The sequence below is a fragment of the Kitasatospora sp. NPDC048194 genome (assembly GCF_043202455.1).
Taxonomy (GTDB): domain Bacteria; phylum Actinomycetota; class Actinomycetes; order Streptomycetales; family Streptomycetaceae; genus Kitasatospora.
Genome location: NZ_JBIDAK010000020.1, coordinates 44,951 through 66,261, shown reverse-complemented (window position 1 = coordinate 66,261; position 21,311 = coordinate 44,951). Strand labels below are relative to the sequence as shown.

General features: G+C 73.7%; 17 protein-coding genes. 7 read left to right on the top strand and 10 right to left on the bottom strand.

All coding sequences use genetic code 11. The features are described 5' to 3' along the window. Window positions 1-53: 53 nt before the first annotated feature. On the top strand, window positions 54-323 hold the full coding sequence (locus ACGF07_RS23305; RefSeq protein ID WP_350745797.1) for a GlsB/YeaQ/YmgE family stress response membrane protein: 270 nt from the start codon (window positions 54-56) through the stop codon (window positions 321-323). A gap of 53 nt (window positions 324-376) precedes the next feature. On the opposite strand, the gene ACGF07_RS23300 is transcribed toward ACGF07_RS23305, so the two are convergent. Then, window positions 377-2,278, bottom strand: coding sequence for an amino acid transporter (locus tag ACGF07_RS23300; RefSeq protein ID WP_392901682.1), 1,902 nt, complete (start codon window positions 2,276-2,278; stop codon window positions 377-379). A 499-nt stretch (window positions 2,279-2,777) separates the two neighbouring features. On the opposite strand from ACGF07_RS23300, the gene ACGF07_RS23295 reads away from it, so the two are divergent. From ACGF07_RS23295 to ACGF07_RS23285, 3 genes are all read left to right on the top strand, one after another. Beyond that, window positions 2,778-4,343, top strand: coding sequence for a N,N-dimethylformamidase beta subunit family domain-containing protein (locus tag ACGF07_RS23295; protein ID WP_392901680.1), 1,566 nt, complete (start codon window positions 2,778-2,780; stop codon window positions 4,341-4,343). A 187-nt stretch (window positions 4,344-4,530) separates the two neighbouring features. Next, the gene (locus ACGF07_RS23290) at window positions 4,531-5,283 is read left to right on the top strand and encodes a polyprenol monophosphomannose synthase (RefSeq protein WP_392901678.1); all 753 of its coding nucleotides are present in this window, start codon (window positions 4,531-4,533) and stop codon (window positions 5,281-5,283) included. A gap of 208 nt (window positions 5,284-5,491) precedes the next feature. After that, the gene (locus ACGF07_RS23285; protein WP_392901676.1) at window positions 5,492-6,760 is read left to right on the top strand and encodes an aromatic acid exporter family protein; all 1,269 of its coding nucleotides are present in this window, start codon (window positions 5,492-5,494) and stop codon (window positions 6,758-6,760) included. Window positions 6,761-6,894: 134 nt separating this feature from the next. On the opposite strand, the gene ACGF07_RS23280 is transcribed toward ACGF07_RS23285, so the two are convergent. The 5 genes from ACGF07_RS23280 to ACGF07_RS23260 form a co-directional block, all read right to left on the bottom strand. Further along, the gene (locus ACGF07_RS23280) at window positions 6,895-7,344 is read right to left on the bottom strand and encodes an SRPBCC domain-containing protein (protein ID WP_350738559.1); all 450 of its coding nucleotides are present in this window, start codon (window positions 7,342-7,344) and stop codon (window positions 6,895-6,897) included. 4 nt (window positions 7,345-7,348) lie between these two features. After that, window positions 7,349-7,822 (bottom strand): VOC family protein, encoded by a 474-nt coding sequence (locus ACGF07_RS23275; protein WP_350738556.1) that lies wholly within the window; start codon window positions 7,820-7,822, stop codon window positions 7,349-7,351. Between the two features lie 123 nt (window positions 7,823-7,945). Then, window positions 7,946-9,925 carry a phosphocholine-specific phospholipase C gene (locus tag ACGF07_RS23270; RefSeq protein WP_350738553.1) on the bottom strand — a complete coding sequence of 660 codons (1,980 nt, stop codon included), beginning with the start codon at window positions 9,923-9,925 and terminating at the stop codon, window positions 7,946-7,948. Window positions 9,926-9,939: 14 nt separating this feature from the next. Beyond that, complete coding sequence (locus ACGF07_RS23265) at window positions 9,940-11,376, bottom strand: endonuclease/exonuclease/phosphatase family protein (RefSeq protein ID WP_392901674.1); 1,437 nt, start codon at window positions 11,374-11,376, stop codon at window positions 9,940-9,942. Between the two features lie 274 nt (window positions 11,377-11,650). Further along, window positions 11,651-11,998: a PRC-barrel domain-containing protein gene (locus ACGF07_RS23260; protein ID WP_350738547.1), complete on the bottom strand. Its 348-nt coding sequence runs from the start codon at window positions 11,996-11,998 to the stop codon at window positions 11,651-11,653. A gap of 274 nt (window positions 11,999-12,272) precedes the next feature. Here ACGF07_RS23260 and ACGF07_RS23255 point away from each other — a divergent pair, with 274 nt between their 5' ends. Continuing rightward, the gene (locus ACGF07_RS23255; RefSeq protein WP_392901672.1) at window positions 12,273-13,022 is read left to right on the top strand and encodes a DUF4097 family beta strand repeat-containing protein; all 750 of its coding nucleotides are present in this window, start codon (window positions 12,273-12,275) and stop codon (window positions 13,020-13,022) included. Window positions 13,023-13,160: 138 nt separating this feature from the next. Here ACGF07_RS23255 and ACGF07_RS23250 read toward each other — a convergent pair whose 3' ends face one another. The 4 genes from ACGF07_RS23250 to ACGF07_RS23235 form a co-directional block, all read right to left on the bottom strand. Next, on the bottom strand, window positions 13,161-13,808 hold the full coding sequence (locus ACGF07_RS23250) for a hypothetical protein (protein ID WP_392901670.1): 648 nt from the start codon (window positions 13,806-13,808) through the stop codon (window positions 13,161-13,163). 207 nt (window positions 13,809-14,015) lie between these two features. Beyond that, a complete protein-coding gene (locus tag ACGF07_RS23245; protein ID WP_392901668.1) occupies window positions 14,016-14,690 on the bottom strand; it encodes a response regulator in 675 nt (224 codons plus the stop codon). Beyond that, entirely contained in the window at window positions 14,687-16,210 is a 1,524-nt protein-coding gene (locus ACGF07_RS23240; RefSeq protein ID WP_392901667.1) for a sensor histidine kinase, read from the bottom strand. The genes ACGF07_RS23245 and ACGF07_RS23240 overlap by 4 nt, the downstream gene beginning before the upstream one ends. A gap of 360 nt (window positions 16,211-16,570) precedes the next feature. After that, window positions 16,571-18,775: an MMPL family transporter gene (locus tag ACGF07_RS23235; protein WP_392901665.1), complete on the bottom strand. Its 2,205-nt coding sequence runs from the start codon at window positions 18,773-18,775 to the stop codon at window positions 16,571-16,573. Window positions 18,776-19,214: 439 nt separating this feature from the next. Between ACGF07_RS23235 and ACGF07_RS23230 the strand changes: the two genes are divergently transcribed. Both ACGF07_RS23230 and ACGF07_RS23225 read left to right on the top strand, forming a co-directional pair. Then, window positions 19,215-20,339, top strand: a complete 1,125-nt coding sequence (locus ACGF07_RS23230; protein ID WP_392901663.1) for a DegT/DnrJ/EryC1/StrS family aminotransferase — start codon at window positions 19,215-19,217, stop codon at window positions 20,337-20,339. Window positions 20,340-20,361: 22 nt separating this feature from the next. Beyond that, window positions 20,362-21,306, top strand: a complete 945-nt coding sequence (locus ACGF07_RS23225; protein ID WP_350738526.1) for an NAD-dependent epimerase/dehydratase family protein — start codon at window positions 20,362-20,364, stop codon at window positions 21,304-21,306. Window positions 21,307-21,311: the final 5 nt, after the last annotated feature.

Genomic DNA, 21,311 nt, shown 5'->3' with positions numbered 1-21,311 from the left:
CTTCGGCGATCAGGCGTGCCGGTGCCACCCGGCGGCGCCCGGAAGGGACCGCGATGTTCCAGCTCCTGTGGATCCTGCTCATCGGCTTCGTGCTCGGCGTACTCGCGAAACTGATCCTGCGCGGCCCCCAGTCGATCCCCTGGTGGCTCACCATGCTGCTCGGCGCCGCCGGCGCCTGGCTCGGCAACGCCGTCTCCGGCTGGATCGGCGTCCGCCACACCTCGGGCATCGACTGGATCCGTCACATCCTCCAACTGGCCTTCGCCGTCGCCCTGGTGGCCATCGTCGCGCCCGCCTGGAGCAGGTCCCACCCGCCCCGCTGACCCGGCCCGCCCTGCTGACCCGGCCCGCCCCGCGCTCCCCGGCCCGCGCTGCCTCAGCCCACGTGCACGGCGGGTCGGCGGGTGCGGTCGGGCTCGGCCTCCCGCAGGACCTCGCGGGTGACGGGCGCGATCTCGCCCTGCCCGAAGAGGAAGAACCGCAGGAACTGGGCGAAGGGATTGCCCTCGGTCCACTCGAAGTAGATGTGCGGCTGCTGCCCGGTGAGGTCGCGGACCTGCAGCAGCAGGGCGGCCAGGGCGTTGGGCACGCTGGAACTCTCCAGTGACAGCACCCGGTAGCGGTCGTGCAGCACCTCGCCGCGCACCGTCAGCTCGGCCTCGAAGTCGGACGGGTCGAGGACGGTCACCTCGACGAAGACCAGGTCGTCCTCGGCCGGGATGTCGTTGTCCCGGCGGATCTGGTGGAGCTTGTCACGGTACTCGGCGAGGTCCCGGCTGTTCGGCTCGTTGGCGATCAGCCGCAGCGGGCGGTGCAGGTAGTCCCGGACGAACCGTTCGGCGACGTCGTCCAGCACCACGTCGGTGACGCGCAGTTCGAAGGCGCGCTTGAGCCGGGACAGGAAGGACACCAGCATGATGCCCGCGATGAAGCAGGCGCCGATCTTGACGCCGTCCGGCCGCTCGGCGATGTTCACGGCCGTGGTGTAGACGAACACCGCGGCGATCACCGCGAAACCGGCCGTCCAGCGCCGCTGCCCGGCCTTGTGGGCGGCGATGGTGACGGCGATCGCCGCCGACGAGATCAGCACCAGCACGCCCGTCGCGTACGCGCTGCCCTGGGCGTCCACGTTGGCGTCGAAGAGCCAGGTGACCAGGAAGGCGATCAGGGTGAGCACGATGACGGTCGGGCGCACCGCCCGGGCCCAGTGCGGTGCCATGCCGTACCGGGGCAGGTAGCGCGGCATCAGGTTGAGCAGGCCGGCCATCGCGGAGGCTCCGGCGAACCAGAGGATGGCGATGGTGGAGAGGTCGTACACGCTGCCGAAGGCGCTGCCGAGGTTCTCGTGGGCGAGGTAGGCGAGCGCCCGCCCGTTGGCCTCGCCGCCCTTCTTGAAGGCGTCGGGCGGGATGAGCAGCGTGGTGATGAGGCTGGTGGTGATGAGGAAGCAGCTCATGATCACGGCGGCGGTGGTGAGCAGTTTGCGCGCGCCCCGGATCCGGCCGGTGGGCTTCTCCTCGGTGTCGTCCGGGTCGCCCTCGATGTGCGGCATCACGGCGACGCCGGTCTCGAAGCCGGACAGGCCCAGCGCCAGTTTCGGGAAGACGACCAGGGCGACGCCGATCATCGCGAAGACGTTGCCGTGCTCGGCGGTGAGCGCGTCCGTCCAGTCGCTGAACAGGTGCGGGGCCTTGAGCACGTGCCAGAGCCCGTTGGCGACCACGACGACGTTGAGCGTCAGGTAGACGCCCACCAGGAAGACGGCCAGGCCGATCGCCTCGCCGAAGCCCTTGAGGAAGACGGCGCCGAGCAGCGCGATCATGATCAGCGTCAGCAGGACCTGCTTGCCGGTGAGCGCGCTGTGCAGGTGCGGGTTCTCCACCAGGTGCGCGGTGGCGTCGGCGGCCGACAGGGTGATGGTGATCATGAAGTCGGTGGCCGCGAAGCCCAGCAGGGTGAGCACGAACAGCTTGCCCTGCCAGAACGACAGCAGCCGCTCCAGCATCGCGATCGAGCCCTCGCCGTGCGGGCTTTCCTGGGCCACCCGCCGGTAGACCGGCAGCGCGCCCAGCAGGGTGACGATCACCAGCACGATGGTCGCCAGCGGTGAGACCAGGCCGGCCGCGAGGGCGGCGATGCCGGGCTGGTAGCCGAGCGTGGAGAAGTAGTCGAGGCCGGTCAGGCACATCACCCGCCACCAGCGCTGGCCCTTCTCGTGCGGCGCCTCGGCGTGCGGGCCGGGGTGCTGCTTGGCCATGTCGGCCAGGCCTTCCAGCATCCACGCCCGGAACCGGGCGCCCCGCGTCGACGGACCCGCCACCGGTTCGGCCGAACCCGAGGAAACCACGTACACCCCTGTCCACGACGTCGGCCGGCCGCGTGCGGCTCCGGCCCCCCTGGCGGCCGCCGGACGGCGGGCCCGGTCAGGTTAGGTGACCGGATCGCCGGCGGCCGGCAACCGCGCGGGCCGGCGCACCGGGATGCGCCCGAACGGCCCCGCCGGGTGACGGCCCCTCCGGGCGGTGGCCGCGGATCCGGCGCGGCGGTCGGCATGAATCCCCCGGAACGGGCGAGGATGTCCGCGCGCGTTGACGCAGGCTTTGACGCACGGTGTTGACGCCTCGCATTGACGGATCGCACGGACGCGCGACAGCCGCGCGCGACGGTGCCCATCGGGTCGACGCACCCCGCACGGTCGGCGCTCCCGCGAGGAGGCCCGACGGAAAACGCTCAGCGACCGGCACCGACGGACGACGACGGACCACAGGGAGGCCGCAGTGGTGGAACCGAGCCGACGGGGGATTCTGGGCCTCGGCCTGCTGGCGGCCGCCGCCACCTCCTGCGGCGCCCGTCACCCGGAGGCGGCGCCCCAGGCCACTCCCGACGCCCACGGTGTCCCCCGCGAGGGTGACCCCACCGCCGACCGGCACACCGGCCCGGGCAGCGAGCAGTCCCAGCCCGGCACCCCCGACTGGGAGATCACCGACCCCGGACCCGCCGACGCCATCGAGGGCTTCGCCGACCGGGTCAGCGTGCTGCCCGGAGAGCCCTTCGGACTGCACGTCTCCACCACCGCCTCCGCCTTCACCGTCTCCGCGTACCGGATGGGCTGGTACGGCGGAGCCCGGGCCCGTCTGGTCTGGCGCCGCGAGCACGTCCCCGGTGCCAAGCAGGCCGCTCCCCGCGTCGACCAGGGCACCCGCACCGTGCTGACCGACTGGCAGCGCACCGTGAGCGTGGACACCTCCGGTTGGCCCGAGGGCGCCTACCTGCTGCGCCTGGACGCCGAGGGCGGCCCCGGCCGCCGCTACGTCCCGCTCACCGTCCGCTCGGCGAGCACCGCCGGCAGGACGGTGGTCATGAGCGCCCCGGCGACCTGGCAGGCCTACAACGAGTGGGGCGGCTACAGCCTCTACAACGGCCCGTCCGGGACCCTGGCCACCCGCTCGCTGCGGGTCGTCTTCGACCGCCCGTACGACTACGACCACGGCGCCGGACTGTTCCTGGTCTACGAGGCACCGCTGGTGGCCCTCGTCGAGCGGCTCGGCCTGCCGCTCGCCTACACCACCGGGATCGACGTGGCCCGCGACCCGGGGCTGCTGCACGGCGCCGCCGCCGTCCTCTCGCTCGGCCACGACGAGTACTGGTCCCCGGAGCAGCGCGCCAACGTGGTGGCGGCCCGCGACGCCGGGACGAACCTGGCCGTCCTGGGCGCCAACTGCTGCTTCCGCCGGGTGCGCTTCGAGCCCACCGCCCTCGGCCCCGACCGTACCGTGGTCTGCTACAAGGACGCCTGGGCGCAGGATCCGGGCCACCAGGCCGGTGCGCCGGCGACGACCGACTTCCGGGTCGGCCCGGGCGCCGACCCGGAGAGCTCGATGCTCGGCGTGATCTACGACGGCTACCCGGTCGACGCCCCGTACGTGGTCACCTCGCCCGGGCACTGGGCGTTCGAGGGGACGGGCGTCGCAGCCGGGGCGTCCTTCCCGCACCTGGTCGGCGTCGAGTACGACCGGGTGGACACCGGCTTCCCCACCCCGAGGCCGATCGAGGTCATCGCCCACTCCCCCGTGATCTGCGAGGGCCGCCACTCCCACTCCGACACCGCCTACTACACGGTGCCGAGCGGCGCCGGGGTCTTCGCCAGCGGGACGATGCGCTGGGTGGAGGCCCTCGACGCGCACGGCCCGGGTGGCGGCCAGGCCGTCCACGGCATCGACTCCAGCGCCGGGGACCTGGTCCGCAAGGTCACGGAGAACGTCCTGCGCGCCTTCGCCGCCGGCCCGGCCGGCCGCACCCACCCGGCGGCGGACAACCTCGCCGCCGTCTACGGCCCGGCCTGAGCGGCGGAACTCCATACCTGACGCCCCGTCAGCGACCGGTCCCGGTGCCGGGGCGGAGACGGGCGCGCGCCCCGGTTACACTCGCACGGTCTCGTCGAACGCCGACGAGCGGACCAGCAGAGCCGTCCAGGACAACCGACCGGTGTGGCGCCGATGCCGGCCGGCAAGGGCACGAGGGAAACAGAACATGGTCGAGGCCTCCCCCAAGGTCGTTGTCGTCGTCCCCACGTACAACGAGCGGGAGAACCTTCCGGTCCTCGCCGGGCACCTCGCGGAACTCCCGGTGCCGAACCTGCACCTGCTGGTGGTCGACGACAACTCCCCCGACGGCACCGGTGAGCTCGCCGACAAGCTCGCCGCCGACTCCGGCGGCACCGTCGGCGTCCTGCACCGCACCGAGAAGGACGGCCTCGGCCGCGCCTACCTGGCCGGCATGGCGCGCGCCCTGGACGAGGGCGCCGACGTCGTGGTCCAGATGGACGCCGACCTCTCGCACCCGGCCTCCGCCATACCGGAGATGGTGCGGGCCCTGCTCGCCGACGACACCGCCGTGGTGCTCGGCTCCCGCTACGCGCCCGGCGGCTCCATCGCCGCGGAGTGGCCCTGGCACCGCAAGGCGCTCTCCGCCTGGGCCAACTTCTACGTCAACGCGATCCTCGGCCTGGGCGTGCGGGACGCCACCGCCGGGTTCAAGGCCTGGCGGGCGAGCACCCTGCGGGCCATCGACCTGCCGACCGTCCGGAGCAGCGGCTACTCGTTCCAGGTCGAGATGAACTACCGGGTGATCCAGCGCGGGCTGACCATCAGCGAGGTGCCGATCCGGTTCGAGGAGCGGGTCGTGGGCGCCTCCAAGATGAGCGTCGGGGTGCAGGTCGAGTCCGCCCTCGCGCCCTGGAAGCTCCGCTTCAACCGCGACGGCGAACCCGCCGGGCGCGACTGACGCCCCGTCGTCCGTCCGCGACCCGCGGACGACCGCGCACGGCCCCGCGGACGACCGCGCACGGCCCCGCGGACGAGCGTGCGCGGCCCCGCGGACGACCGCGCGCGAGCGCCGCCGCGGCGCAACCGGCCCCCTCCGACGTGGTCATTCGGGTAGCAACCCGGCCGGGGGGCGGTGTCAGCCGCGGCTGTGGGGAAAGAAGGCCGTCATGCCCCTTCTCCCGGAGTCCTTCACGACCCTGGTCCGCCGCGGCGCCCGAGAACCCTTCGTCGTCCAGACCGTGCGGGCGACCGTGGCCGCCACCCTCGCCTACGCGGTGGCGACCCGGCTCAGCAGCGAGCCCGCGCCGCTGACGGCACCGCTGACCGCACTGCTGGTGGTCCAGGTCACCGTCTACTCCACGCTCAAGACCAGCATCCGCCGGGTCAACTCCGTGGTGGTGGGCGTGCTGATCGCGATCGGCTTCAGCGCGGTGGTCGGGCTGTCCTGGTGGAGCCTCGGCATGATCATCCTCGCCTCCCTGGTGATCGGCCGCTTCGTCCGGGTCGAGGAGTTCGTCCAGGAGGTCGCGATCAGCGCGATGCTGATCCTGGGCGTGACCAAACTGGCCTCCCAGGCCTGGGACCGGGTCCTGGAGACGATGATCGGCGCGGCCGTCGGGCTGCTGTTCAACCTGCTCTTCGCCCCGCCGGTCTGGGTGGACACCGCCGGCGAGTCGATCGAGGACCTCGCCCGGCGGGCCCGGCACCTGCTCGTGGACATCGCCGAGGAGCTGGGCCGGCCCATCCCGGTGGCCCGGGCGGCCGAGCGGCTGCACGAGGCCCGGCGGCTCGACCACGCGATCGCCGAGGTGGACGCGGCACTGCGCCAGGCGGAGGACAGCCTGCGGTTCAACCCCCGGATCAGCGAGGGCCTGCTCTCCCGGCTGGTGCTGCGCACCGGGCTGGACACGCTGGAGATCTGCGTGGTGGTGATCAGGGTGCTGGCCCGCTCGCTCACCGACCTGGCCAAGCGGCGCGGGCCCGGCGAGCGGCTCTTCCCGCCGGACGTCGCGGTGGCCCTGGAGGAGCTGCTGGAGCACGTCGGCGGCGCCATGGTCGGCTTCGCGGTGCTGATCACCACCCAGGTCAGCCGCAACGCCGAGGAGGCCGAGGAGCGGCTGACCGCCGAACTGGCGGCGGCCTGGGCCTGCCGGGAGAACGTCGCCCAGCTGCTGCTGCGCCAGGTCCAGGAGCACCCGGAGGCCTGGCAGCTGCACGGCTCGATGCTGGCCGAGGTGGACCGGATCCTCGACGAACTGGACCTCGAACACCGCAGCCGGCGGCTCATGGAGGAGCTCGACCGGGCGTCGGTGGCGAACCGGGAGCGGTTCACCCGGCTCGCCGGGCTGCGCCGCTTCGTCCGGGGCGAGCGGAGCCCCGGCCGCCGCCGGGCGCCCGCGGCGGCGGAGCGCCCGGCGGCGAGGGCCGGGCGCTGATCCCGCCCCGGTGCCCCGCTGCCGGGGCCGGCGGACGCCGGAACACCAGGGGTACCGGGGCGCCAGGGGCACGGGGCATCAGGGACGCCGGGGCGTCAGGGCGCGGGGTATCGGGGCACCGGGGTGTCAGGGAATCAGGGCATCAGCCAGGGCTGCTGCGGCAGCGGGTGGCCGGTCTCCAGGTAGGTCTTGAGGTTGGACAGCACCGCCGACCAGCCCTGTTCGGCGTCCGCCCGCTCCGTCTCGTCCGCGAGGTCCTCGTGGGTGACGGTGAGCCGGGTGAGGTCCTGCCAGCGCTGGATGACGAAGCTGACCCTGGAGGGGCCGCCCGGGCGCTGCTCCTGCGGTCCCGCCCAGCTGGTGACCAGGTGGTATGGGCGCACGGCGACCTCGACGACGCCGATCACGTCGGCGATGCCGGAGCCGTCGGCCCGCTGGTGCTCCCAGGGGGCGCCGGGCAGCCAGGTCGAGACGTTGCGGTGGCCCCAGTAGACGCCGGACTCGTCGGCGTTGGTGAGCGCGTGCCAGACGCGTTCGGGGTCGGCGCGCAGGTAGAGGATGCTGCGGTGCGTGAAGGCGGTCACCGTGTCAGCCCCCGGCCGCGTCGAGCAGCGGCTGGATCTCGATCTTCCCCATCCGCAGCATGGTCGCCATCACGCGGTCGGCCTTGGCCCGGTCGGTGTCGGCGATCAGGTCGAGCAGGATGCGCGGAGTGATCTGCCAGGAGAGTCCGTAGCGGTCCTTGAGCCAGCCGCACGGGCCCTCCTGACCGCCGTCGGCGGTGAGCCCGGCCCACAGTTCGTCGATCTCCTGCTGGTCCTCGCACTCCACCTGGAGCGAGACGGCCTCGGTGAACCTGAACTCGGGGCCGCCGTTGAGGGCGGTGTACTCCCGGCCGGCGAGCCGGAAGTCGACGGTCATCACCGAACCGGCCGCGCCGGGGCCGGCCTCGCCGTAGCGGGTGACCCTGGTGATCCCGGAGTCAGGGAACAGCGAGGTGTAGAAGCCGGCGGCCTCTTCGGCCTGGTCGTCGAACCAGAGGAAGGTGGTGATCTTCTGCATGCGCCCGACGGTAACGGCGGGCTCCGCCACGGCGGGCCAGCCACGGCCGGGGGTCACCGGATCGGCGCCCCCGGCCGGGCCGACCGGCCGGGCCGACCGGCCGGCCGCGTACCGCGTCCCGCGTCAGTGCACCCAGCCCGCGTAGCGCTGCACGAAGCGCCGGCCGGTGTGGGCGGTGACGACGACGTCGTAGCGGCCCTGGGCGTCCAGCGGCCAGGCGAGGTCGACCTGCTGGCCGGGCCTGACCCAGACCGTCCGCGCGGTGCCCGCGAAGTCGTTGGGCGCGGCGGTGAAGCCCACGTCGGTCATGCCGTCGTTGGCCACCTGGAGGGTCAGCTTCAGGTTGCCGTGCAGGTCGGCGGTGACGATCGGGACGCCGACGTCGTTCTGCCCGTCCTGCCCGTCCCGCACCACCGTGCCGGCGAAGCGGCGCACGAAGCCGTCCGGGCCGTGCACGGTGAAGTCGTACCGGCCGTTGGTGGCGGCCGCGTCCCAGACGTACGTGGCGCTCGCACCGGGGGCGACGGTGTAGGGGGTGCCCGCGAACGGGAGCAGGATGTTCGGGTAGACGGTGTACGGGAACGCCACCGAGCCGTCGTTGCTCATCACGCAGGTGACCTTGCCGCTCACGCGGTCCACCGAGACGTCGGCCCACGGCTGGTACGGCAGCGGGCGGTGCGGGCGCTCGCCGCGCTCCTGGACGGGCATCGACTGGGTGCCGACCGCCGGGAGGGCGACGCCGGGCAGCTTGGCGCCCGCGTCGGCCTTGGCCATCAGGGCGTTGGTGTCCGGCAGCTTCGGCAGCGAGTGGTCCGGGGCGGCGAAGTCGAAGCAACTGGTGAGGTCGCCGCAGACCGCCCGCCGCCAGGGCGAGATGTTGGGCTCGGCGACGCCGGTGACCAGCTCCATGAAGCGCAGCACCGAGGTGTGGTCGAACACCTGGGAGTTGACCCAGCCGCCGCGCGACCAGGGCGAGACCACCCAGAGCGGCACGCGGTTGCCGAGGCCGATGGCGCGCCCCTGGGCGAACTCCTCGGGGGTGCCCGGCTCGGGAGTGGGCGGGACCATGTGGTCGAAGTAGCCGTCGTTCTCGTCGTACATGACCAGGAAGACGGTGTGCCGCCAGACGTCCGGGTTGGACATCAGCGACTGCAGCGCCTGGTCGACCCAGTGCGCGCCGTAGGCCGGGCCGGCCTCCGGGTGCTCGGAGAACAGGTACGGCGCGACCAGCCACGAGATGGTCGGCAGGGTGCCGTCCTTGCAGTGCCGGTCGAAGTCGCTCGGGTCGAACTTGGTCATCGCGTTGACGTACCGCGGGTCGTCGTGCGGGAAGGCGTGGAACTGCTTGAAGTAGGAGAGGGCGTTGTCGTCGTAGTCGCCGGTCCGGTCGTCCTTGCTCGGGTTGTGGTAGACCCGCCAGCTGACGCCGGCCGCCTCCAGCCGCTCGGCGTAGGTCGTCCAGTCGGCGACGGGGTTGTCGGTGACCGGGGTGTTGTCGATCCAGGGGCCGGTGGTGCCGTCGCGGCCGGGGCCGGCGGTGCCGGTCCACAGGTAGAGCCGGTTGGGGTCGGTGGGGCCGGCCAGCGACGTGAAGTAGGCGTCACAGAGGGTGAACGCGTCGGCCAGGGCGTACTGGTAGGGGATGTCGTCCCGGGTGAAGTAGCCCATGGTGCGCTCGCCCTTGGCGGCGATCCACTTGTTCATCGCGCCGTTGTTGATGGCCTGGTGGCCGGTCGCCCAGTCGTGGGCGAGGCCGCCGGCGTTCTGCGCGTTGTACTTGGCGGTGTCCATTCGGTACGGCAGCATCACCCCGCCGTCGCTGCGGCGGCTGTCGGGCTGGCGGAACACGTCGGTCCCGTCCGGGAACTGGAGCGCCTGCTTGTCCCCGAAGCCCCGCACGCCGCTCAGCGTGCCGAAGTAGTGGTCGAAGCTGCGGTTCTCCTGCATCAGGACGACGACGTGCTTGACGTCCTTGATCGTCCCGGTGAGGGCGGTGCCGCCGGCGGGGGCGGCTGCGGCCTGGGTGGCGGACAGGCCGGTCAGGGCGGTGGCGCCGACGGCCGCGGTGGCGCCGACGAAGGTGCGGCGGGAGAGCTCGGGCATCACGGACTGGCCTCTCAGAGCTGGAAGGTGGCGACGGCGGCGGCGGTGTCCGAGGGCCACTCGTTGACCGCGGAGTTCGGTTCGGCCTGCGGCCAGTCGGCGACCAGGGTGTGCGCCTCGACCAGCTTCAGGGGGCCGGCGTACTGGACGTAGTCGATGCGGTCCTGCGGCTCCGGCCGGTCACCGCGCCGCTTGCGGGTGGGTGACCAGGTGGTGCCCGGGTGCTTGACCGGGTCGCGGTTCTCCTCGCGGAAGCTGTCGGTCAGCCCGGCGGTCTGCAGGGCCGCGGTGACCGGCCAGTTGAGGGCCCCGACGCCGTTGTGGGCGGCGGCGGTGGCGGCCGTCCAGTCCAGGTGGGAGGGCGAGGAGAGCGCGCCGCCGAGGACCACCGGGAGGTGCCGGGCCAGGTCCGCGCGCACCGCGTCGGCGAGCGCCTCGGCCTGCTTCAGCCGGGTCGAGGCGTTCTCGGCGGCGGTGATTCGGTCGGCGCTGCTGCCGTCCTGCACGGCGTACGGGCCGTAGCCCGTCTCGTCGAGGTGCGCGGCCCAGAAGCGGACGCTGCGTCCCCCGGGGAGTTGGACGGTGGCGGCGAGGGCGGGCAGCTCGGCGGTGGCCGGGGTGAGGTCGGTCAGCGGGTGGCGGCTGAGGATGCCGACACTGCCGGCGCTCTGGTGGGCGTACCAGCCGAGCGCGTCGGCCAGCGTCCTGGCCCGCTCGCCGGCCGTCTCCTGGAGCGCGACCACGTCCAGCCCCTGGGCGAGCACGACGCGCAGCTGCTTCTCCAGCGCGTCGCCGTAGGCGGCGCCCGCGTCGTGCAGGTTCCAGCTGGCGGCCTTGAGCCGGGGCGGGGCCGCCGGATCCGCGACCGGGACGAGGACGGTGAGGGTGTCGGTGGCGCCGGTGCTGTCCTTGACGCCGACCACGACCACCTCGGGGTTCCGGCCCGGGGTGGCGGGGGCGGTGCCGGTGAGCGTGCCGGCGGCGTCGACGGACGCCCAGGCCGCGCCGCCGATCTTGCGGTAGCTCGCGGAGCCGGCGGCGTTCCCGGCCGGGCGGCACCAGAGGCCGCCCAGCTTGATCCGCACGGCCGCGCCCGGGGCGACGGGGGTGGCGGTGAAGGAGTCGACAGCGGCGTGCGGGCGGACGACCGCGGGCTTGGGGCGGAAGCTGAACGGGGCCGTCTGGGCCAGGACGCCGTAGCCGTCCTTGGCCAGCAGGTAGGCGGTGTACGGGCCGCCGGTCAGCGCGGAGGTGTCGAGCTGGACGTCGCCGGAGGTGCCCGGGGTGTACTTCCACAGCAGTGAGGAACCGGTGCCGGGCCGGCGGCTGCCGTCGTAGATGCCGACCCAGTTCTTGGCGTCGGGGGTGTCGGTGGTCCAGTGGAAGCTGAGCCGGTCGCCTTCGGCGGGGCTGCTGGACGAGGTCAGGGTCAGGGCGCTGCCTGCGGCCACGGGAGTCCTGTCCGCCGCCGGGGCACGGTCCGCCGGGGGACGGGTACCGGGGCCACGCGCGGCTGGTCACGGAGGCTGGGAGGGGAGAGTGCCCATAGTTGGCTGTACAACTGTGGGCGCCCCTCATTCATCCGAAGACCAGCGACCGGGACGTGAACGCCGCGTGACGGAGCATCGGGCGGTTCGGGAACACCGTGGCGGAAGCGCCGTCAGACCACCGGGGCAGGCCGAAGGGCCGCGACGGACGATCCGTCGCGGCCCCGCCCGCCGCGAATCAGCGCCGGGCCAGCCGGCGCTCTCCCGAGGCACCGGGCGCGTAGGGCAGTTCGTAGTAGGCGAAGACCTCGGGTTCGTCGGTGGCCGGCAGGATGTCGTCGGTGCCGATCGCAGGGGCCTTGCTGACCTTGCTCTTCGGGTACGCCACCCGCACGTAGTCCGGGCCGACCACCGCTCCCTCCAACGGGACGAAGGCCAGGCGACGTCGGCCCATCACCCCGACCGTCACGGTGGCGAAGAACGGCTCGTCGGTGGACGTCTCGACGTAGACCGACTCCAGCGTGCCGATGCGGTGGCCCTTCTCGTCGACCACATGGTGGCCGCGCCACTCTCGGATGTCTGCCATAGCGATCCCCACGGCCTCGAACCTCCCGTGTCGCGTCTGCCGCGGCTGCACAGCCCGGAGCTTCCATCCTGCTCCGGTACGGGCCCGGCGGCGCGACGAACGGGACATCCGGGGCCACCCCGGCCTCGGCGGCCGGGACTCCCCGGGCCGACGGAAGGCAGCGGATTGGGGGGTTATTACCACCGACCGGGCCGGTGCCTCCCGGCTACCGTCGTGGGGACGGCTCGGGACAGGGCCGGTCATACGGGGCCATCACGCGACGAACGCGCATGACATGGGGGGGAACACCATGCTCCACTTCCGCCGCTACGCCGGGGCCGTCGTGGTCGCCGGGCTCGCCGGGCTCGCCGCCGGGGCGCTCACCGCCTGCAACCCGGTGGGCACCAAGTTCAGCGACGACGCGACCGTCACCGACAGGATCACCGCCGTGAAGCTCGACAACTCCTCCGGGGACGTGACCGTCCGCGGCAAGCCGGGCGCCGGCGGCGTTTCCGTGCACCGCAGCATCGAGTACCGCAGCGACAAGCCGGGCGCGACCACCCGGGTCGAGGGCGGGGTGCTGGTGCTCGGCGGCTGCGGGCGCAACTGCTCGGTGGACTACACCGTCGAGGTGCCGCCGGGCCTGCCGGTCAGCGGCGGCACCTCCTCCGGCGGGGTCCACCTCTCCCAGGTCGGCGAGGTGTCGGTGCACACCGACTCCGGTGACATCTCGGTCGACCAGGCCTCCGGGGGCGTCGACGTGCGCACCAACAACGGTGAGATCAAGGGCACTTCGCTCAAGGGCGACCGGATCCAGGCCAAGACCGACAACGGCGGGATCACCCTCACCCCGGGCAAGGCCCAGGACGTCAAGGCCAGGACCTCCAACGGCGAGATCCACCTCACCGTGCCGGCCGCCTCCTACCACGTCAGCGCCGGGACGGACATCGGCGAGAAGCACATCGGCGTGCAGAACGACCCCAACGGCGCGTACAAGCTGGACCTGGGCACGGACATCGGCGACATCACCGTGAAGACCGGCTGACCGAGCCCTCGCCACCGGCCCGGCCCGGCCCGGCCCGCGCCGCCGACCGCCTCGCCTTGCCTCGCCGGGCGGCCGGGCGAAGCGGCCGGGCGGGCGGAGCGGCCAGGCGGGACGGGCCGGCTCGGCGGGACCGCCGGCTCACAGGCCGGTCTGGATCTCCGCGCGGTGGCGGAGGTACTCGTCCGGGTGCGACCGGGCGATCGAGACGGCCACCTCGACCAGGGGGTGCAGTTCCGCCGGGTAGGCGCGCGGCACCAGCGGGAGCCCGGGAAGGATGCAGCGGCGGACGTCGAGGTCCTCGTTGGCGACGAACTCCCGCAGCGCGGCCGCGTTCCAGCTGTCCCGGACCGCCGCGCCCTCGTCGGCGGTCGCGTTGCGGCCGCCGGCGACCGACAGGGCCGTCCAGTACCAGGCCCGAGCGGCGCCGGCGCGCTCCGAATCGGTGCCCGTCCGCAGGCGCTCGAGCAGGGCCTGGCGGACCCGGCGCTGGCCGAAGGCGATCAGGGCGGGTTCGACGAAGCGGCGGTTGAAGCTCGGATTGGGGTCGTGGACTGCGGCTTCGATGAGCGCCTCGAAGTACTCCTCGGGCAGCTCGGAACGCCCGGCGAGCGCCTTGTGGACCTCCCACCGGGCCGCGCCCTGGTAGTCCGCGCCCGGTGCCACCTCGACCCCCAACAGGAGGAGCAGTCGCGCGAGCCGCAGCTCGAACGCCTGCGACCCGTCCTCCGTACGCCCGGGCAACGGCTGGAGAACCCGCACCTCGCCGGCCGTGTCCTTGGTTTCCACGAACACCCTCCTCATTCTGAGTCACCGGCAGACTACTGGCTGACACATCAGTTCGGAGGTCGTTTCGGGCAGGCCGGTCCCCAGGGCGGTAGGCCCGTTAGCGATGTGACGGACGCTCAGCGCGCCCGGCCTGTCGCGGGCTTCGGACTGCGGGCTTCGCGCTGCGGGCTGCGGGCTGCGGGCTGCGGGCTGCGGGCGCGATCGCGCTCAGGCCGGGCGGCCGGGCGGCACCAGCCCGGACTGATAGGCGATGGCGACCAGTTGGGCCCGGTCGCGGGCGTCGAGCTTGGCCATCGCGCGGTGCACATGGGTGCGGACGGTGAACGGGCTGACGAACATCCGCTCGGCGATCTCCTCGTTGGTGAGCCCGGTGGCGGCCATCGACATCACCTCGCGCTCGCGGGCGGTCAGCACGGCGAGCCGTGCGGAGGCCTCGGCGGCGGCCGGCCCGGGCTGGGCGAGGAACCGGTCGATCACCGCGCGGGTCGCGGCGGGCGAGAGCAGGGCGTCGCCCGCCGCGACGGTCCGCACGGCGGCGAGCAGTTCCTTGGGGTCGGCGCCCTTGCCGAGGAAGCCCCCGGCGCCCGCGCGCAGCGCCTGGGCCACGTACTCGTCGATCTCGAAGGTGGTGAGGATCAGGACCCGGGTGCCGGACAGCTCCGCGTCGCCGCAGATCTCGGCGGTCGCGCCGAGGCCGTCGGCGCCGGGCATCCGGATGTCCATCAGGACGATGTCCGGCTTGGTGGCCCGGGCGAGCTCCACCGCCTCGCGGCCGTCGGCGGCCTCACCGACCACCTCCATGTCCTCCTCCGCGTCGATGAGCATGCGGAAGGCTCCGCGCAGCAGGGCCTGGTCGTCGGCGAGCAACACGCGGATGGTCATGCAGGGTCCTGGTTCTTCGGGGCGGTGCGGTCGGGCGGAACGGGGAGGCCGGTCCCGGTGGAGCGCGTCGAGCCGGCGGTGTGGTCGGCGCGATCGGCGTGATCGCTCCGGGCGACGCGATCGGCCTGGGCGGCGCGGTCAGTCCGGGCGGCGCCGCGGTCGGGCCGCAGCGGGCAGTCCCGCCGGGTGGCGCGGGCGGGGCGCGCCGGGCCGCCGGGCTCGGGCCGAGGCTCGGGACGGGTGGCCCGGCCGGGTTGCCCGGCGGTGCCGTCCGCACCGGCGCCGTCGTCACGAGCGCCGTCGTCACGGGCGCCGTCGTCACGGGCGCCGGTGCGCAGCGGCAGTTCGGCCAGGACGAGGAAGCTGCCGTCGGGGCGCCGGTCGACGGTGAGCCGGCCGCCGACCGCGGCGGCCCGCTCACGCATGCCGATCAGGCCGAAGCCGCTCTCACCGGGGGCGGGCCGGGGCAGCAGGACGGTGCGGACGCGGCCGGCGGCGGGCGGGCGGCCGTTGGCGACGCTGACGGCGACCCGGCTCCCGCTGTAGGAGAGGGCGACCTCGGCGTCGGCGCCGTGGGCGTGCTTGGCGACGTTGGTCAGCGACTCCTGGAGGATCCGGAAGGCGGTGAGGTCGACGCCGGGCGACAGCGGGCGGGGCTCGCCCTCCACGGTGAGCCGGACCCTCAGGCCGGCCCGCTCGAAGGTGTTGACCAGCTCGGGCAGCCGGTCCAGCCCGGGGGTGGGCTCCAGCGGGGCCGGCTCCTCGGCCCGGCGCAGCAGGCCGACGGTGGCCCGCAGCTCCTGGAGGGCGGAGCCGGTGGCGTCGGTGATGTGGCTGAGCACCTCGCGGGCCTGGACGGGGTGGCTGTCCATGAGGTGGACGGCGATGCCGGCCTGGGCGTTGGCGAGGGCGATGTGGTGGGCGACGACGTCGTGGAGGTCCCGGGCGATCCGGATGCGCTCGTCGGCGACCCGGCGGCGTGCCTCCTCCTCGCGGGTGCGCTCGGCGTGTTCGGCGCGCTGCCGGATCTCGGCGAGCTGGGCGCGGCGGTTGCGGATGGAGTCCCCGAGTGCGCCGGGCAGCAGGGCCCAGGCGAGGACGCCGATCCGCTCGCCGATCGCGCCGCCGTGGCCGAAGAGCAGCGTCGTCCCGGTGAGCAGGACGGCGGTGACGATCGAGGCGCGCAGGGCGGTGGCGCGGTCGGTGCGGACGGCGAGGAAGTAGAGCGCGAGCAGGAGGGGGGTGGCCAGCATCGGGGTGAGCCGGGGGCTGCTCAGGGTGAGCAGCATGGTGCAGAGCAGCGTGACGGCGACCACCGCGCGGGGGTGGCGGCGGTGGAGGAAGACGGCGCCGGCGGCGATCAGCGCGAGGGCGCCGGTGGCCGGGTCGAGTCGGGTGAGGTGCCCACCGGTCTGGTCGACCGTGGCGCCGAGGGCGGTCACCGCGATCAGCGCCGCGCCGCCGACGGCGTCGAGCAGCCGGGGGTGGTCGCGGCGCAGGCGCTGCCAGGTGTCGCTCATGGTCGTGCTCTCCGGTCGGGGGCCTCCGGTCGGGGCCCTGGCCGCACCCTCGGCCGGGCTCCGCCAGTTCTCGTGCCGCGCCGCGCCCGGGCGGGGCGCGGCGGGCCGCTGGGGGCCGCCGCCGAGCGGCGGCCCGAACAGCAACGGTAACGGTTGGGGTCGAACCGGTGTCCGGGCCGGCCGCCGCCGGGCCGCTCCCCTAGCGGGGGCAGGGCCCGGCCCGAACGGCTTCGGGCAGCGGCCCGCAGAGCCCCGTCGCCGCCCGCTCCGCCCGGCCGCCTTGGCGAGCCGAGCGGAGCAGGCGAGCCGGGGGCGCCGGGCGGCGCGGGCGGAGCCCGTTCGGGCCGGGCGGCACCGGGATCAGACGGTGACGGTCTCTCGGACCGGAGCAGGTTCAGCGGCGACGGTGTGCAGCTTGCTGCCCTCGACGTCGACGTCCGGTATCAGGCGGTCGAGCCGGCGCGGCAGCCACCAGGCGCGGCGGCCGAGCAGGGCGAGGACAGCCGGGACGATGGTCATCCGGACCACGAAGGCGTCGAAGGCGACGGCCGCCGCGAGCCCGAGGCCCATCATCTTGATCATCGGCTCGCTCATCCCGATGAACCCCGCGAAGACGGCGATCATGATGAAGGCGGCGGCGGTGACCACCCGGGCGTTGTGCCGGAAGCCGGTGACGATGGCCTCACCGGGCTGCTCGCCGTGCACGAAGGCCTCCCGGATGCGGGTGACCAGGAACACCTCGTAGTCCATGGCGAGCCCGAAGACCACACCGATCATGAAGATCGGCATCATGCTCATCACCGGACCGGTCTGTTCCACGCCGATGAGATCGGCCAGCCAGCCCCACTGGAACACCGCGACCACGGCACCGAGCGCGGCGGCCACCGAGAGCAGGAAGCCCAGCGCGGCCTTGAGCGGCACGAGGACGGAGCGGAAGACCACCAGCAGCAGCAGGACGGCGAGGCCGACGACCACCGCGAGGTAGGGCAGCAGAGCGTCGGTGAGCTTCTGCGAGACGTCGATGTTCATCGCCGTCGTACCGCTGACCAGCACGGTCGCCCCGGTGGAGGCCTTCAAACCGGCCGCGTGGCCGCGGATGGCGTGGACCAGGTCCTTGGTCGCGGCCTCGGCCGGGCCGGTGGCCGGTACGGCGTTCACCAGGGCGGTGTCCCCCGCCTTGTTGAAGATCGGCGGCGTCACCGCGACCACGCCGGGCAGCCCGGAGACGGTCCTGGCGACCTCGGCCGCGGCGGCCTTGGGATCGGCGGTGCCCTTGGCGTCCACCAGCACGGTCAGCGGGCCGTTGAAGCCGGGGCCGAAGCCCTCGGAGAGCCGGTCGTAGGCACGGCGCTGGGTGGTGGAGGTCGGCTTGGCCTCGTCGCCGGGCAGGCCGAGCCGCAGGTCGAGCGCGGGGGCGGCGAGCGCGCCGAGGCCGATCACGCCGAGCACCAGCACGGCGAGCGGGCGGCGGAGCACGAAGCGGGCCCAGCGGGCGCCGCCGTTCTCCTTCGCCCCTGCCGACCGGAGCCCGCCCTCGGCCTTGCGGACCTTGCGGGGCAGCACCCTGCGGCCGATGAAGCCGAGCAGCGCCGGCACCAGGGTCAGCGCGACCAGCACGGCGATGACGACGGTGCCGGCGGCGGCCATGCCCATCTTGGCGAGGATCGGGATGCCGACCACGGAGAGCCCGGCGAGGGCGATCACCACGGTGAGCCCGGCGAACACCACCGCGGAGCCGGCGGTGCCGACGGCCCGCCCGGCCGCCTCCTGCGGGCTGCGGCCCTCGGCGAGCTCGGCCCGGTAGCGGGAGACGATGAAGACCGCGTAGTCGATGCCGACCGCGAGGCCGAGCATCATCGCCAGGGTGCCCGTGGTCGAGGAGAGGCCGAGCGTGCTGCCGAGCGCGGTGATCAGGGCCATCCCGAGGCCGACGCCGATCACGGCGGTGAGCAGCGGCAGGCCGGCGGCGACCAGCGAACCGAAGGTGATCACCAGCACGACGGCGGACAGCGCCATGCCGATCGCCTCGCTGCTGCCGCCCGTCTCGGGCTTGGCCATCAGGGCGTTGCCGCCGACCTCGACCGTGAGCCCGGCCGCCCGCCCGTGCCGGGCGGCCTGCTGGAGCGCGTCGGTGGCGCCCTCGGACAGGTGGCCCGCCTTGACGGCGTAGTTGACCGTCGCGTAGGCGGTGGTGCCGTCCTTGGAGACGGCGCCCTGGGTCCTGAACGGGTCCACCGCGCCGGTGACCTGCTCGGCGTGGGCGAGCTCGGCGACCGTCTTCTCCACGGCCTGCTGGTTGCCCTGGGCGGTGATCTTCTGACCGGAGGGCGCGACGAACACCAGCCGCGCCGAGGCCCCGTCGGCGTGGCCGCCGGGGAAGCGCTCGTTCATCAGGTCGAAGGCCTTCTGCGCTTCCGTGCCCGGCATCGAGAAGCCGTCGTCGGGGGCGGCGGGCGCCTTGGCCGCGAGGACTCCGCACAGCGCCAGCACGGCGACCCAGAGCAAGGTCACCAGCCGGCGCCGGACGAAGGCCCATCGGCCCAGGCGGTAGAGGAACGTGGCCACGGGAGAGCGGACTCCTTCGGTGGATCGGGGTTCGGAGACGGTTCGGAGACGGTTCGGGGACGGGTTCGGGCACGGGTTCGCGAGAGGCGGACCTGGTCCGCCCGCAGCATGGCCAATCCTTGATCGCGGCCCCCTGCTCCGTCGTCGTCCCAGCGCAGGCCGTTTGCGTACTGCGGACGCAGTACGGCGCTCCCCCGTACGGAGGAGCGCACGCCCTGCGCCGGGAGCAGTCGGCACTCCTTCCGGCGGCGGACGGGACGGGGCGGCGGTCCGCGGCGGGAGCAGCCCGGAGCGGCCGGGCATCACCCGTGCGGGGGCGACGACGGGCCGGGGCCGCCCGGGCGCAGTAGCGTGATGTGCCTGGCCCGACCGTTTCCGTACGGTTCGGGAGGATCCGTCCCGATCGGTGCTGACCCCAGCCCGCCGCCGGAGGTGCCACATGGGCGTTCCAGCCGCCCGCATCGTGTTCGACGAGAACGACCGCGCGGCCGTCGCCGACGCCGTGACCGAGATGCTCACCACCGGTGCGCTCACCCTCGGGCCGTGGACCGAGCGCTTCGAGCAGGCCTTCGCCGCCGAGCACGGCGCCTCGCACGCCGTGGCGATGAGCAGCGGAACGGCGGCGCTGGAGGTGATCCTGCGCACCGTCGACGTCCGCGGCCGCGACGTGGTCGTCCCCGCCGTCACCTTCTACGCCACCGCCGGTGCGGTGGTGCACGCGGGCGGCCGTCCGGTCTTCGCCGACGTCGACCCGGCCACCCTCGCGCTCTCCCCCGAGACGCTGGCGGCGGCCCTCACCCCGGACACCGCGGCCGTCGTCCTGGTCCACATCGGCGGCCTGGTCACCCCGCGGGTGGACGCCCTGCGCGCGCTCTGCGACCAGCGCGGCGTCCCGCTGATCGAGGACGCCGCGCACGCCCACGGCAGCAGCCACGACGGCCGCGCCGCCGGCACCTTCGGCCTGGCCGGGGCCTTCTCCTTCTACCCGACCAAGGTCACCACCAGCGGCGAGGGCGGGATGATCCTGACCGAGTCGCCGGAGCTGCGGGACGAGGCCCGGATCTACCGCGACCAGGGCAAGGGCTCCTTCGGCGCCAACCACCACGTCCGGCTCGGCTACTCCTGGCGGATGAGCGAGCCGCACGCGGCCATCGGTGCGGTGCACCTGCGCCGGCTCAAGGAGTTCATCGAGACCCGCCGCGCCGTCGCCCGCCGGTACGACGCCGCGCTGACCGCCGTGGACGGACTGGAGCCGGTGCTCGAACCGCCCGGCTGCCGCGGCAACTACTACAAGTACGTGGCGCTGCTGGCGCCCGGCGTCGACCGCGCCGCGTTCAAGCGGGCGGTGGCCGAGGAGTACGGAGTGCGGCTGTCCGGCGAGGTGTACGACCTGCCGCTGCACCTGCAGCCGGTGTTCGCCCCGTACCGGAACGGTCCCCTTCCGGTGGCCGAGGACGTGTGCGCCCGGCAGGTCTGCCTGCCGGTGCACTCCGACATGACCGAGGACGAGGCGGAGCTGGTGATCGAGGCCGTCTCGGCGGTGCACCGGCGGATGGCCGGGTAGCCGGAGCGAAGGGAGCAAGACCGTGCGGATAGCCGTCACCGGTGGCTGCGGGTTCATCGGCTCACACGTCGTGGACCACCTGATCGCGGCCGGCCACGAGGTCCTCGCCGTGGACACCACCGACCAGTACCTCAACCCGGACGCCGAACACGCCCGGATCGACGTCCTCGACCTCCCGGCGCTGACCTCCGCGCTGGCCGGCAGCGAGGTGGTCTACCACCTCGCCGCGATGGCCGACGTCGAACAGGTCAGCGCCGACCCCGTCCGGGCCGTGCGTGTCAACATCGACGGCACCGAGGCCGTCCTGGAGGCCGCCCGGCGCAGCGGCCTGAGCCGGACCGTCCTGGCGAGCACCGTGTGGGTCTACGGGGCCGCCCTCGCCGACGACCAACTCGACGGCGGGGAGCAGGAGCTGGACGAGCACGTGCCGATCGAGCTGGAGCACAGCGGGCACCTGTACGTGGCCACCAAGCTCGCCGCCGAGATGCTGGTGCACAGCTACCGCGAGCTGTACGGGCAGCACTTCACCATCCTGCGCTACGGCATCCCCTACGGGCCGAGGATGCGCGACGAGCTGGTGGTCGCCCGGTTCGTGCAGGCGGCGCTGGCCGGCCGGCCGATCACCATCGCCGGGGACGGGCGGCAGAGCCGCAACTTCGTGTACGTCGAGGACCTCGCCGACGCCCACGTCCGGGCCCTCTCCCCCGCCGCCGAGGACCAGACCTTCGCGTTGGAGGGTTCCACGGCCGTCTCGGTGCGCGACATCGCCGACACCGTCGACCGCTTGCTTGGGCCGGTCACCATCGAGCACATCGACGGCCGCAAGGCCGACTACGCCGGACGGCGGATCTCCTCGGCCCAGGCGAAGCGGCTGCTCGGCTGGTCCCCCCGGACCAACTTCGCCGACGGCGTGCGCCGGTACGCCGACTGGTACCGCGCCTGGGCCGCCACGCCCGCCGCCGGCTGACCGGG